This window comes from Bacillus sp. PS95 (assembly GCF_037963565.1).
GTDB classification, from domain to species: domain Bacteria; phylum Bacillota; class Bacilli; order Bacillales; family Bacillaceae; genus Bacillus; species Bacillus subtilis.
Map to the genome: position 1 here is coordinate 1,362,940 of NZ_CP150160.1, position 13,231 is coordinate 1,376,170.

Below are 13,231 nucleotides of genomic sequence, written 5' to 3' on the forward strand. Positions count from 1 at the left end.
ATCATAAACAAAAACTGTGGGATAAAAATGAAAAGATTATGGGAAATTGTGAAAAAGTGCGGAAAACGGTACACTTCATATTGTATATGAAAGGACTGAGTCGATGGAATAGATTGGATTGATTGGATATGGCAGCATGGCGGATATGATCGCCAGACAGCTGTTGAAACATGAGCAAATAAAAGAGAATGAGCTATTTATTGAGACGAGAACGAAGGGGGAGCGGCTGCGGGCACTTATGTCAGATTATCCAAACGTATCGGCTGATCCGTTGGAGAATTGGGCAAAGACGTGCCAATTGATTTTGATATGCGTCCCGCCGCTCCATGTCATCGAAACAATGCGCCGTCTGCACCCGTATGTGAACAGAAATACTCACATCGTATCCATAGCTGCCGGTGTGCCGCTGCGTCTTTTGGAGGCAGAAACAGAAGCCGGTATCTCACGTGTTATTCCTGCCATTACGTCCGAAGCAGAAGCTGGCATCTCACTTGTCGTTCACAGTGAAGCACTGGCTGCAGAGAAAAAAGAATATCTGAATGAATTGTTATCGGTTTTCAGCCGTGTACGAGAAATCAAAGAATCGAATTTAGATGCGGCCAGCAATTTAACGAGCTCGGCACCAGGATTCATAGCGGCAATCTTCGAAGAGCTGGCACTGTCTGCGGTCAGAAGCAGCAGCTTGTCCAAAGAAGAAGCCTTTGATTTTCTGATTCATTCGCTATACGGAACTGGCAAGATGCTGATCGAAAAAAATATGTCTTTCGAGGAGACGCTGGAACGTGTCGCAACCAAAGGCGGAATAACGGGAGAGGGAGCTGAGGTGATACGCGCCTCTGTGCCAGACGTTTTTGATGAGGTGTTTGAAAGAACCCTGAAAAAATATGAACTGCTTACAGAACAGGTTGGTAAACAGACATGAATCCTTGAAAGAGGATTCTTTTTTTATCACTGAATGGTTGAGATTTTCCCCAGTTATATTGCATTTTTCCTCTTTTTTTAATATAATTTGTTGGAATATTCATAATTTAGTAAAAAAGGAGGAGCGTTATGAAATTGTACATGTCAGTAGATATGGAAGGTATTTCGGGTCTTCCGGACGATACCTTTGTGGATTCCGGCAAGCGGAATTATGAACGCGGACGGCTTATCATGACTGAAGAAGCAAACTACTGTATTGCTGAAGCGTTTAACAGCGGGTGTACCGAGGTGCTGGTCAATGACAGTCATTCGAAGATGAATAATCTGATGGTTGAAAAGCTTCACCCTGAAGCAGACTTGATTTCTGGTGACGTCAAACCATTTTCAATGGTGGAGGGACTGGATGATACGTTTACAGGCGCTTTGTTTCTCGGTTATCATGCGAGAGCCTCGACTCCCGGTGTCATGTCACACAGCATGATTTTCGGCGTCCGTCATTTTTACATAAACGATCGGCCTGTCGGTGAGCTTGGATTAAATGCATACGTTGCCGGTTATTATGATGTCCCGGTATTAATGGTAGCCGGGGATGACCGGGCGGCGAAGGAAGCGGAAGAGCTTATCCCGAACGTGACGACAGCCGCAGTCAAACAAACCATTTCAAGATCCGCAGTGAAGTGCTTGTCCCCTGCGAAAGCCGGACGGCTGTTGACAGAAAAAACTGCGTTTGCCCTGCAAAACAAGGACAAAGTCAAGCCGCTCACCCCGCCTGACAGGCCAGTTCTGAGCATTGAATTCGCCAATTATGGCCAAGCAGAATGGGCGAATCTGATGCCGGGAACGGAAATCAAGACGGGAACTACAACCGTTCAATTTCAGGCGAAGGACATGCTTGAAGCCTATCAGGCGATGCTTGTCATGACTGAGCTTGCGATGCGGACATCATTCTGCTAAAGGGGTGTTTTAGGCTTTGGCGCGATACATGATAAAGCGTTTTTGGGCAATGGCAGCTACAATTTTGGTGATTACCACCCTGACTTTTGTTCTCATGAAGGTCATTCCCGGATCTCCTTTTAACGAGGAGAGAGGCACAAATGAAGCCGTTCAAAAAAATCTCGAAGCCTACTATCACTTAGACGATCCTCTCATTTTCCAATACATTTTCTACTTAAAATCCATCATTACATTCGATTTCGGACCTTCAATTAAAAAACCGTCGGACAGCGTAAATGATATGCTGGAACGCGGATTTCCCGTTTCCTTTGAGCTTGGGATGACAGCGATTGTCATTGCTGTGATTTCTGGGCTGGTGCTGGGCGTAATCGCTGCACTCCGCCGCAATGGCTTTTTGGACTACGCCGCGATGAGTCTTGCAGTACTCGGCATCTCCATCCCGAATTTTATTCTGGCAACATTGCTCATTCAGCAATTTGCTGTCAATCTCAAACTATTTCCTGCTGCGACATGGACGAGCCCGATTCATATGGTGCTTCCGACCGCAGCGCTTGCTGTAGGGCCAATGGCGATCATTGCCAGGCTGACACGGTCGAGTATGGTCGAAGTTCTGACACAGGATTATATCCGCACAGCAAAAGCAAAAGGGCTTTCTCCATTCAAAATTATCGTAAAACACGCACTCAGAAATGCACTCATGCCCGTCATTACCGTCCTGGGCACACTCGTCGCCAGCATCTTAACAGGAAGCTTTGTCATTGAAAAAATCTTTGCCATTCCGGGAATGGGAAAATATTTTGTTGAAAGCATTAATCAGCGTGACTATCCCGTGATTATGGGAACGACCGTTTTTTACAGCGTCATTCTGATTATCATGCTGTTTTTGGTCGATTTGGCCTACGGTCTCTTAGACCCGCGCATTAAACTGCATAAGAAAGGGTGAAGCGTGTGAATCTCCCTGTACAAACGGATGAACGCCAGCCAGAACAGCACAATCAGGTGCCTGATGAGTGGTTTGTCTCGAATCAGGAAAAAAATCGGGAAGCCGATTCGGTCAAGCGGCCGAGTTTGTCATACACGCAGGATGCCTGGAGGAGGCTGAAAAAAAATAAATTAGCGATGGCCGGACTCTTTATTCTTTTATTTCTTTTTGTCATGGCAGTTATCGGGCCCTTTTTATCGCCTCATAGTGTCGTACGCCAATCACTGACAGAACAAAATCTTCCGCCCTCAGCCGATCATTGGTTCGGCACCGATGAACTCGGCCGGGATGTGTTTACCCGAACATGGTATGGCGCGAGAATCTCGTTGTTTGTCGGCGTGATGGCAGCACTGATTGATTTTTTGATTGGTGTCATTTACGGAGGCGTTGCCGGCTATAAAGGCGGCAGGATTGACAGCATTATGATGAGGATTATCGAAGTGCTGTACGGACTGCCGTACCTGCTTGTTGTCATTTTGCTGATGGTGCTCATGGGACCGGGACTGGGCACGATTATTGTGGCGCTGACTGTGACCGGGTGGGTCGGCATGGCGAGAATTGTAAGAGGCCAGGTGCTTCAGATTAAAAATTATGAATATGTACTCGCCTCGAAAACCTTTGGCGCGAAAACCTTTCGCATCATCCGGAAGAATTTGCTGCCGAATACTATGGGAGCGATCATCGTACAAATGACATTAACCGTACCTGCCGCCATATTCGCAGAATCATTTTTAAGCTTTCTCGGCCTCGGCATACAGGCTCCGTTTGCAAGTTGGGGCGTGATGGCGAATGACGGCCTGCCCACGATTTTATCTGGGCATTGGTGGCGCCTGTTTTTTCCGGCCTTTTTCATATCTCTGACGATGTACGCGTTTAATGTGCTGGGGGACGGATTGCAGGATGCGCTTGACCCTAAGCTGAGGAGGTAGCTGTATGGAAAAAGTTCTGTCAGTCCAAAATCTGCACGTGTCTTTTACGACTTACGGCGGGACGGTTCAGGCGGTCAGAGGGGTGAGCTTTGATTTGTATAAAGGAGAAACCTTTGCGATCGTCGGCGAATCCGGCTGCGGCAAAAGCGTTACCTCCCAAAGCATCATGGGCCTGCTTCCGCCTTATTCGGCGAAGGTGACAGACGGCAGCATTCTATTTAAAAACAAAGACCTTTGCCGTCTCTCTGACAAAGAAATGAGAGGTATAAGGGGAGCCGACATTTCTATGATTTTTCAAGACCCGATGACGGCGTTAAACCCTACGCTGACTGTCGGCGACCAGCTGGGGGAAGCGCTATTGCGCCACAAAAAAATGAGCAAAAAAGCGGCACGGAAAGAGGTGCTTTCCATGCTGTCATTGGTTGGTATTCCAGATCCCGAAGAGCGCCTAAAGCAATATCCCCACCAATTCAGCGGCGGCATGAGACAGCGGATTGTCATTGCGATGGCGCTGATTTGCGAGCCTGACATCTTAATTGCGGATGAACCGACCACCGCCCTGGATGTAACCATTCAGGCACAGATTTTAGAGCTGTTTAAAGAGATTCAGAGAAAAACGAATGTGTCTGTCATCCTGATTACACATGATTTAGGGGTCGTTGCCCAGGTAGCTGACAGAGTCGCAGTCATGTATGCCGGGAAAATGGCGGAAATCGGCACGAGAAAAGATATTTTTTATCAGCCGCAGCACCCTTATACAAAAGGACTGCTGGGTTCTGTCCCGCGGCTGGATTTAGATGGCGCGGAGCTGATCCCAATCGACGGAACGCCGCCGGATTTATTTTCGCCTCCGCCGGGCTGCCCGTTTGCCGCCCGCTGTCCGAACAGGATGGTTGTGTGTGACAGGGTGTACCCGGGCCAGACGATCAGATCTGACTCGCACACCGTCAACTGCTGGCTGCAGGATCAACGAGCAGAGCATGCGGTGCTGTCAGGAGATGCGAAGGATTGAACATGAAAAGGGGGAAGAGGATGAAACGAGTGAAAAAGCTATGGGGCATGAGTCTTGCATTAGGACTTTCGTTTGCGCTGATGGGGTGCACAGCAAATGAACAGGCCGGAAAAGAAGGCAGTCATGATAAGGCAAAAACCAGCGGAGAAAAGGTGCTGTATGTAAATAATGAAAATGAACCGACTTCATTCGATCCGCCGATCGGCTTTAATAATGTGTCATGGCAGCCGTTAAATAACATCATGGAGGGGCTGACGCGTCTTGGCAAAGATCATGAGCCTGAGCCGGCAATGGCGGAGAAGTGGTCTGTTTCGAAAGATAATAAAACTTACACATTTACGATTCGGGAAAATGCGAAATGGACAAACGGAGATCCTGTAACAGCCGGAGACTTCGAATACGCGTGGAAGCGGATGCTTGATCCGAAAAAAGGCGCTTCATCAGCATTCCTAGGTTATTTTATTGAAGGCGGCGAAGCATATAACAGCGGGAAAGGGAAAAAAGACGATGTGAAGGTGACGGCAAAGGATGATCGAACCCTTGAAGTTACACTGGAAGCACCGCAAAAATATTTTCTGAGCGTTGTGTCCAATCCTGCGTATTTTCCGGTAAATGAAAAGGTCGATAAAGACAATCCAAAGTGGTTTGCTGAGGCGGATACATTTGTCGGAAACGGCCCGTTTAAGCTGACGGAATGGAAGCATGATGACAGCATCACTATGGAGAAAAGCGACACGTATTGGGATAAAGATACCGTGAAGCTTGATAAGGTGAAATGGGCGATGGTCAGTGACAGAAATACAGATTATCAGATGTTTCAATCAGGGGAACTTGATACCGCTTATGTCCCTGCAGAGTTAAGCGACCAGCTGATGGATCAGGATAACGTCAATATTGTTGACCAGGCGGGTCTCTATTTCTATCGATTTAATGTCAACATGGAGCCATTCCAAAATGAAAACATCAGAAAAGCCTTTGCGATGGCTGTGGATCAAGAGGAAATTGTAAAGTACGTCACGAAAAATAATGAAAAACCGGCGCGCGCCTTTGTATCGCCTGGGTTTACGCAGCCTGACGGCAAAGATTTCCGTGAAGCAGGCGGAGACTTGATCAAGCCTAACGAAAGCAAAGCGAAGCAGCTGCTCGAAAAGGGCATGAAGGAAGAAAACTATAATAAGCTTCCTGCGATCACGCTTACTTACAGTACAAAGCCGGAGCATAAAAAGATTGCCGAAGCTATTCAGCAAAAATTGAAAAATAGCCTTGGAGTCGATGTGAAGCTGGCCAATATGGAATGGAACGTATTTTTAGAGGATCAAAAAGCGCTGAAATTCCAATTCTCTCAAAGCTCATTTTTGCCTGATTACGCGGACCCTATCAGTTTTCTGGAAGCCTTTCAAACGGGTAATTCGATGAACCGCACAGGCTGGGCCAATAAAGAATACGATCAGCTGATCAAACAGGCGAAAAATGAAGCCGATGAAAAAACACGGTTCTCTCTTATGCATCAAGCTGAAGAGCTGCTCATCAATGAAGCGCCGATCATCCCGGTTTATTTTTATAATCAGGTTCACCTGCAAAATGAACAAGTAAAGGGAATTGTCCGTCACCCTGTCGGCTATATCGATTTAAAATGGGCAGATAAAAACTGATGGCGGTGATTGAGGAAATACTGCTTCTTTATGCGAAGGAGCGGTATTTTTTCTCTTTCTTGCACGTATACGTAGGGTGCAGAGCAAATGAAAGGAGTGTTTTCGTTGAATTACAAGCCGAAAGCGCTGAAAAAGGGTGATACAGTCGGAGTGATCGCGCCCGCAAGTCCGCCGGATCAAAAAAAGCTTGACACCGCGCTATTATTTTTAGAAGAGCTCGGTCTTCAGGTGAAGTTGGGCAAGGCGCTGAAAAACCAGCACGGCTATTTAGCGGGACAGGATGATGAGCGGCTGGCGGATCTCCATGAGATGTTCAGAGACGAGGAGGTAAAAGCAGTGTTGTGCGCATGCGGGGGTTTTGGGACAGGACGTATCGCCGCGGGCATTGATTTCAGCTTGATCCGCAAACACCCTAAAATCTTTTGGGGATACAGCGATATTACGTTTTTACATACTGCCATTCATCAAAACACAGGTCTTGTCACCTTCCATGGCCCAATGCTCAGCTCGGATATTGGCCTTGACGACGTTCACCCGCTGACAAAAGCGTCATATAAGCAGCTCTTCCAGGAGACGGAATTCACCTATACAGAAGAGCTTTCTCCGCTGACCGCGCTTGTTCCTGGAAAAGCGGAAGGCGAGCTTGTCGGGGGAAATCTGTCTTTGCTGACGTCTACACTGGGCACGCCATTTGAAATTGATACGAGAGGAAAGCTTCTGTTTATTGAAGATATTGACGAGGAGCCTTATCAAATCGACCGGATGCTGAATCAGCTGAAAATGGCGGGGAAGCTGACGGACGCGGCGGGAATTCTAGTTTGTGATTTTCACAATTGTGTCCCGGTGAAGCGAGAGAAGTCTCTCTCACTTGAGCAGGTGCTGGAAGACTATATTATTTCTGCGGGCAGGCCTGCTCTGAGAGGATTTAAAATCGGCCACTGCTCGCCAAGTATTGCCGTTCCGATCGGTGCGAAAGCTGCTATGAATACAGCAGAAAAAACAGTCGTAATAGAGGCGGGCGTTTCAGAAGGGGCGCTGAAGACATGAAAATCATTCGAATCGAAACAAGCCGAATTGCTGTCCCGCTGACAAAGCCGTTTAAAACTGCGCTTCGCACTGTGTATACGGCTGAATCAGTCATAGTAAGGATTACTTATGACAGCGGTGCAGTCGGATGGGGAGAAGCACCCCCGACGTTAGTGATTACAGGAGACAGCATGGATAGCATTGAAAGTGCCATTCACAATGTTTTAAAACCGGCATTGCTTGGAAAAAGCCTGTCCGGCTGTGAGGCCATTCTGCACGACATCCAGCATCTTCTTACAGGAAATATGAGCGCGAAGGCTGCTGTAGAAATGGCGCTATACGACGGCTGGGCGCAGATGTGCGGGCTGCCGCTTTATCAAATGCTTGGCGGATATCGAGATACGCTGGAAACAGATTATACCGTCAGTGTCAACTCACCTGAAGAGATGGCAGCTGATGCCGAGAATTATCTCAAACAAGGCTTTCAAACGCTGAAAATAAAGGTCGGAAAAGATGATATTGCAACAGATATCGCCCGTATCCAGGAAATCAGAAAACGTGTCGGATCAGCTGTGAAACTGCGTTTAGACGCTAATCAGGGGTGGAGGCCGAAGGAAGCGGTAACTGCCATTCGGAAAATGGAGGATGCGGGCCTAGGCATTGAGCTTGTCGAGCAGCCTGTCCATAAAGATGATCTCGCTGGGCTTAAAAAGGTGACAGATGCAACAGATACGCCGATTATGGCTGATGAAAGTGTTTTTACACCGCGCCAGGCGTTCGAAGTTCTGCAAACCCGGAGCGCAGACTTGATCAATATTAAATTGATGAAAGCGGGCGGCATCAGCGGAGCAGAGAAAATTAATGCCATGGCGGAGGCCTGCGGGGTGGAGTGTATGGTCGGCAGCATGATCGAAACGAAGCTGGGCATTACGGCCGCGGCGCATTTTGCGGCAAGCAAGAGAAACATCACACGCTTTGATTTTGACGCGCCGCTGATGCTGAAAACAGATGTATTCAAAGGCGGCATAACATATAGCGGCAGCACGATTTCGATGCCTGGCAAACCGGGCCTCGGAATCACCGGGGCTGCGCTTTTGAAAGGGGAAAAAGAGCAATGATGCACACTGTCATATCAGCAGTGGCCAACATCTGGACAGCGCCTGATTCACCGCGTCCGTCTGATCAATTCATGCTTCAACCGACTGTAATGATCAGAGACTGGCTGGAGCGCATGACGTATGATGAACGGCTTGGATTATGTACAGACAATGTAATCCAAACTCAGGTTCTCTTTGGCGAAAAGGTACTTGTGACAGCGGAACAGGGGGAATGGGTTTCTGTGATCGTGCCTAGCCAGCCATCCCGAAAGGATCCGCGCGGATACCCAGGCTGGATGAAAAAGAACCAGCTGGAAAAAACAAAGCCCATCCATACACAACACGATGTGATGATCAGCAAACCTGCTGCCTTTTTGTACAAAAGCAATGGAGAAAAGGAGATCGAATTGAGCTTTTTGACAGTTCTCCCCCTTATTGCAGAAGAAAAAGGATATTTTAAGGTTTCGACCGTTTTGGGAGAAAGGTTTGTGAAGCAAAGTGATGCAGTGCCTGTCAGCCAACAGAAAGGGACTGCTGAAGACATCATTCAAACGGGTGCGTTTTTCCTTGGCCTTCCCTACCTGTGGGGAGGGATCAGCGGGTTTGGGTTTGATTGCTCCGGATTTATGTACAGTATATTTAAGGCAAATGGATACAGCATCCCCCGTGATGCGGGAGATCAGGCTAAGGCGGGGAAGGGTGTCCCGCTTGATAATATGAAAGCCGGTGACCTGCTGTTTTTTGCTTATGAGGAAGGAAAAGGAGCGATTCATCACGTCGGTCTGTATGTAGGCGGCGGGAAAATGCTTCATTCTCCAAAGACAGGAAAATCAATCGAAATCCTTACATTAAAAGACACAATCTATGAAAAAGAACTTTGTGCGGTGCGCCGCTGTTTTTCAGAATAAGGAGGGAGACAAATGACGCCACTGCCTTTGTTAGAGGTCAGCCAGCTAAAAATGCATTTTGACGCAGGGAAAAAGCGGACAGTCAAAGCCGTCGACGGGGTCACCTTTCAGATTCGTGAAGGAGAAACGTTCGGGCTAGTCGGGGAATCAGGGTGCGGGAAATCAACCTTGGGGAGAGTGCTGATGCGCCTCTATCAGCCAACAGAAGGAAGTGTGATATACAGAGGCACAAATCTTCATGCGCTGAGTGAAAAAGAGCAGTTTGCCTTCAACCGCAAACTGCAGATGATTTTTCAGGACCCCTATGCTTCACTTAATCCGCGCATGACCGTTCGAGAAATTATTTTGGAGCCGATGGAGATTCACAATCTCTACAATACTCATAAAGCGCGGCTTCTCGTCGTGGACGAGCTGCTTGAGGCAGTTGGGCTTCATCCCGATTTTGGCAGCCGTTATCCGCATGAATTCAGCGGCGGGCAAAGGCAAAGAATCGGGATTGCGAGAGCACTGTCGCTGAATCCTGAATTTATCGTGGCGGACGAACCGATTTCTGCACTTGATGTCTCTGTTCAAGCGCAGGTGGTCAACCTGCTGAAGCGGCTTCAAAAAGAGAAAGGGCTTACGTTTTTATTCATTGCCCATGATCTTTCGATGGTGAAGCATATCAGTGACAGGATCGGTGTTATGTACTTAGGGCACATGATGGAAATTACAGAGAGCGGCACCTTGTATCGTGAACCGCTCCATCCCTATACAAAGGCGCTTTTGTCCTCGATTCCGATTCCAGATCCTGAATTGGAGGACAAGCGTGAGCGTATTCTCTTAAAAGGAGAGCTGCCGAGCCCGGTCAATCCGCCAAGCGGCTGCGTGTTTCGTACCCGCTGTCCTGAGGCGATGCCTGAATGTGGAGAATCTCGTCCCCAGCTTCAAGAAATCGAACCCGGCCGTTTTGTCGCTTGCCATTTGTATCGAAATGCTGAAACGAAGGAAAAAGTGAGATAAATAAAAAGAGTGGCTCCTTTTTACTAGAGCCACTCCATTTGTTTTATACTTGATGTAAAAACTTTACACAAACCGGGTAAGGGACAGAAACCGTTGATGGGAGGAGTGTCAATCGGCCGGTTTCTTTGTCTCTTTCAAACAAGACAAGGTTGCCTGTTTCTTCATTTGAAGCAACGAGGAACCCTTCCGTTGGGTCAAGTACAAAGTCACGAGGCCAGTTTCCTTCTGTCGACACTCTTTCTACGAAAGCCAGCTCTCCTGAATATTGATTCACTTCAAATACGGCGATACTGTCATGGCCGCGGTTTGCGACATAAACAAAACGTCCGTCCTGCGTGACATGAATTGCGCTTCCCTGGCTGTTATCTGTAAAATCATCAGGGATGGCAGAAACGACTTGGATTTCTCTAAATTCGCCGGCTGTCGGGTTGTATTCAAGCGCAATCACTTCATTGCTTAATTCTGTCATGACATAAGCGTATTTTTCTTTCGGATGAAAAGCGATATGGCGAGGTCCTGCACCGGGAGCGAAGGAATGGCTTCCGGATTCAGTCAATACGCCGTCTTTCAGCTTATAGGTGTACAGCTTATCTATACCTAAATCAACCGCTACCACATAATTGTGTTCAGGTGTGAACCCCGCGTAGTGTGTATGCGGTTTTTCTTGTCTTTCGTGCGGCCCTTTTCCTGTGTGAGCGGCCTCTGAAACAGGTGATTGCAAGCTGCCGTCTTCCTGAACCGGAAAAACGTGTACCTTCCCGCTGTGATAATTGGCAGTCAGTACGAATTGATTTTGATCATCAACGCTTACGTGGCATGGCGAAGGGCCATCAATTAACTGATGATTCAGAAATGTCAATTCGCCGCTGTTTTTATCGATTTGATAGGCAGCAACTCCGCCTTGGCCGTCTGCTTTTTCGATGGAATAAAGGATGGTGTTGTTTTTATTCGGCGCCACATATGTCGGGTTGCCCAGCTTAGCGGCCAGCTTTGGCTCGCTGAGTGCTTTTTTCTCAGTATCAAGCTCAAATGAATAAATTCCTTCGCTTCCGCCTTTTGTATATGTTCCCACATATCCTATGTATTTTGTCATGCGATTTCCCCCTTAAAAATGATGTCACCTCTATATTAACGTATCTTGATAAAATAAGCTGTTCAAAACATGAAAAAGGGGAAGATTCTTCATTCGCCTCGAATCAGCGGCATTGTGCAGCACCTGAAGGAGCCGCCTGATTTAATAATTTCTGACAGGTCAATTTCGATAATGTGATAGCCTCTTTTCGATAGCTGTTGATTGACATGGCGGTTGCCAGGGAGACTGATGATCGTTTTTTTTCCGATTGAAAGGACGTTGGTGCCAAGCGTAAATTGTTCGTCCTCGGGCACCTCAATAAGATCATAACGTTTTGCCAGCATATCGGCTGCATCTGGCTCAATGGCCTGTGGATAAATTAACGCTTCGCTTTCAGATATAATGTTAAATACGCAGTCCAAATGCAAAAATTTTTCATGAAGCTTCACTGGAACGATCGTATATTCAGGAAGTGCCTCTTCCAGCTGGCCGATAGCTGAAATGTCGGTGCGCTGGCTGATTCCGACATAGACAATGTCATCATCGATAATGACGTCTCCGCCTTCAATACTCGTATCAAGCATGCGGGTGTAAGAGATACCTTGGCTGTGAAAAAAATCTTTTATAACGGCTTCTTCTCCTTGGCGAATCGGTTCAGTCATGCTTGACAGAAAGGCTTTTTCTCCGATGACAAATCCTATGTCCCTAGTAAAAACCTGCTCTGGTAGTCCGTCGCGAACGGGCAAAAGGACGACCTCAACGTTGTGTGACCTAAGTGCCTCCACTAAGCGGCTGTGCTGGTCGTTAGCGGTTTTTACATGAATATTGTCATCTTCAAAATGTTTTTGTGTTTCGTTTATAACATCTTTTATGGTCATGTGCTCAGGTTTGCATAAGATCACTTTTTGAAGTGTGCCGTATTCCGTTCGGCATACCGTTTTGTGCTGAGATTTCGGGATGGATACGTCCATTTGTTTTTCCTCCTAAAGTGTGAAGAATATATTTATTATTCCCTCATCATGAAAATCATTAAACCATTTTAAATTTTAGACAAATGGAAGAGAATATTGTTTAATAGGAGAATATAAGTGCATTTAGCTAAAAGATCAGACATCAAAGGGGAGAAAGGTATGGAAACACCGGAAACAAGATTTTGTAAAGAGTCAAAGGTTGTGAAAACCAGCAGGGTGTTCCCACTTGACACGAACAACCATAATACGCTGTTTGGCGGAAAATTAATGAGCTACATAGACGACATTGCCTCTATTTCAGCGGCACGCCATTGCAGACGTGAAACGGTAACAGCTTCAATGGATTCTGTAGATTTTTTAAAGCCGATCGGGCAAAAGGATTCTGTCTGCCTAGAGTCCTATGTGACATGGGTCGGCACATCTTCCATGGAAGTATTTGTGAAAGTTATTAAGGAGCATTTGATGACTGGCGAACGGGAACTCGCTGCCACATCCTTTTTGACATTTGTCGCATTAGATTCAAATGGCAAGCCGGTGCCTGTACCGAGGGTTGTACCGGAAACAGAAGAAGAAATCATGCTGCATAATACAGCTGTACAGCGCGCTAATGAACGTAAGAACCGCAAGAAACACAGCCAGGCGCTTGCAAATGCGCTCGGAACTGATAAGCCTTGGTGAACGTTAAACCCAAAACATAAGTTGTTT

General features: G+C 47.0%; 13 protein-coding genes. 11 read left to right on the forward strand and 2 right to left on the reverse strand.

Annotated elements, in window-relative coordinates:
- Positions 1–112: 112 nt before the first annotated feature.
- The 10 genes from proG to NSQ12_RS07340 all read left to right on the forward strand — a co-directional run bounded on the left by proG (position 113) and on the right by NSQ12_RS07340 (position 10,483).
- Complete coding sequence (gene proG / locus NSQ12_RS07295; RefSeq protein ID WP_339176672.1) at positions 113–922, forward strand: pyrroline-5-carboxylate reductase ProG; 810 nt, start codon at positions 113–115, stop codon at positions 920–922.
- 128 nt (positions 923–1,050) lie between these two features.
- The gene (dppA, locus tag NSQ12_RS07300; RefSeq protein WP_014479576.1) at positions 1,051–1,875 is read left to right on the forward strand and encodes a D-aminopeptidase DppA; all 825 of its coding nucleotides are present in this window, start codon (positions 1,051–1,053) and stop codon (positions 1,873–1,875) included.
- A gap of 16 nt (positions 1,876–1,891) precedes the next feature.
- Entirely contained in the window at positions 1,892–2,818 is a 927-nt protein-coding gene (gene dppB / locus NSQ12_RS07305; protein WP_003245446.1) for a dipeptide ABC transporter permease DppB, read from the forward strand.
- Between the two features lie 5 nt (positions 2,819–2,823).
- Positions 2,824–3,786: a dipeptide ABC transporter permease DppC gene (gene dppC, locus NSQ12_RS07310; RefSeq protein ID WP_014476568.1), complete on the forward strand. Its 963-nt coding sequence runs from the start codon at positions 2,824–2,826 to the stop codon at positions 3,784–3,786.
- Positions 3,787–3,790: 4 nt separating this feature from the next.
- Positions 3,791–4,798, forward strand: coding sequence for a dipeptide ABC transporter ATP-binding subunit DppD (gene dppD / locus NSQ12_RS07315; RefSeq protein WP_015252254.1), 1,008 nt, complete (start codon positions 3,791–3,793; stop codon positions 4,796–4,798).
- 2 nt (positions 4,799–4,800) lie between these two features.
- A complete protein-coding gene (gene dppE / locus NSQ12_RS07320) occupies positions 4,801–6,450 on the forward strand; it encodes a dipeptide ABC transporter substrate-binding protein DppE (protein WP_080316900.1) in 1,650 nt (549 codons plus the stop codon).
- 87 nt (positions 6,451–6,537) lie between these two features.
- Entirely contained in the window at positions 6,538–7,497 is a 960-nt protein-coding gene (locus tag NSQ12_RS07325; protein WP_031600421.1) for an LD-carboxypeptidase, read from the forward strand.
- Complete coding sequence (gene ykfB, locus NSQ12_RS07330; protein ID WP_339176381.1) at positions 7,494–8,594, forward strand: L-Ala-D/L-Glu epimerase; 1,101 nt, start codon at positions 7,494–7,496, stop codon at positions 8,592–8,594. Before NSQ12_RS07325 ends, ykfB begins: the two co-directional genes overlap by 4 nt.
- A complete protein-coding gene (gene eepC, locus NSQ12_RS07335) occupies positions 8,591–9,481 on the forward strand; it encodes a gamma-D-glutamyl-L-lysine dipeptidyl-peptidase (RefSeq protein WP_339176383.1) in 891 nt (296 codons plus the stop codon). Before ykfB ends, eepC begins: the two co-directional genes overlap by 4 nt.
- Positions 9,482–9,493: 12 nt before the next feature.
- Positions 9,494–10,483 (forward strand): oligopeptide/dipeptide ABC transporter ATP-binding protein, encoded by a 990-nt coding sequence (locus NSQ12_RS07340; RefSeq protein ID WP_033884972.1) that lies wholly within the window; start codon positions 9,494–9,496, stop codon positions 10,481–10,483.
- 43 nt (positions 10,484–10,526) lie between these two features.
- Here the strand turns inward: NSQ12_RS07340 and pgl are convergent, their stop codons facing one another.
- Together pgl and NSQ12_RS07350 are read right to left on the reverse strand one after the other, a co-directional pair.
- Entirely contained in the window at positions 10,527–11,576 is a 1,050-nt protein-coding gene (pgl, locus tag NSQ12_RS07345; protein WP_069703536.1) for a 6-phosphogluconolactonase, read from the reverse strand.
- 89 nt (positions 11,577–11,665) lie between these two features.
- Entirely contained in the window at positions 11,666–12,526 is an 861-nt protein-coding gene (locus tag NSQ12_RS07350; RefSeq protein ID WP_038428842.1) for a dimethylarginine dimethylaminohydrolase family protein, read from the reverse strand.
- A 159-nt stretch (positions 12,527–12,685) separates the two neighbouring features.
- Here NSQ12_RS07350 and NSQ12_RS07355 point away from each other — a divergent pair, with 159 nt between their 5' ends.
- Positions 12,686–13,204, forward strand: a complete 519-nt coding sequence (locus NSQ12_RS07355) for an acyl-CoA thioesterase (protein WP_003232595.1) — start codon at positions 12,686–12,688, stop codon at positions 13,202–13,204.
- Positions 13,205–13,231 lie beyond the last annotated feature (27 nt).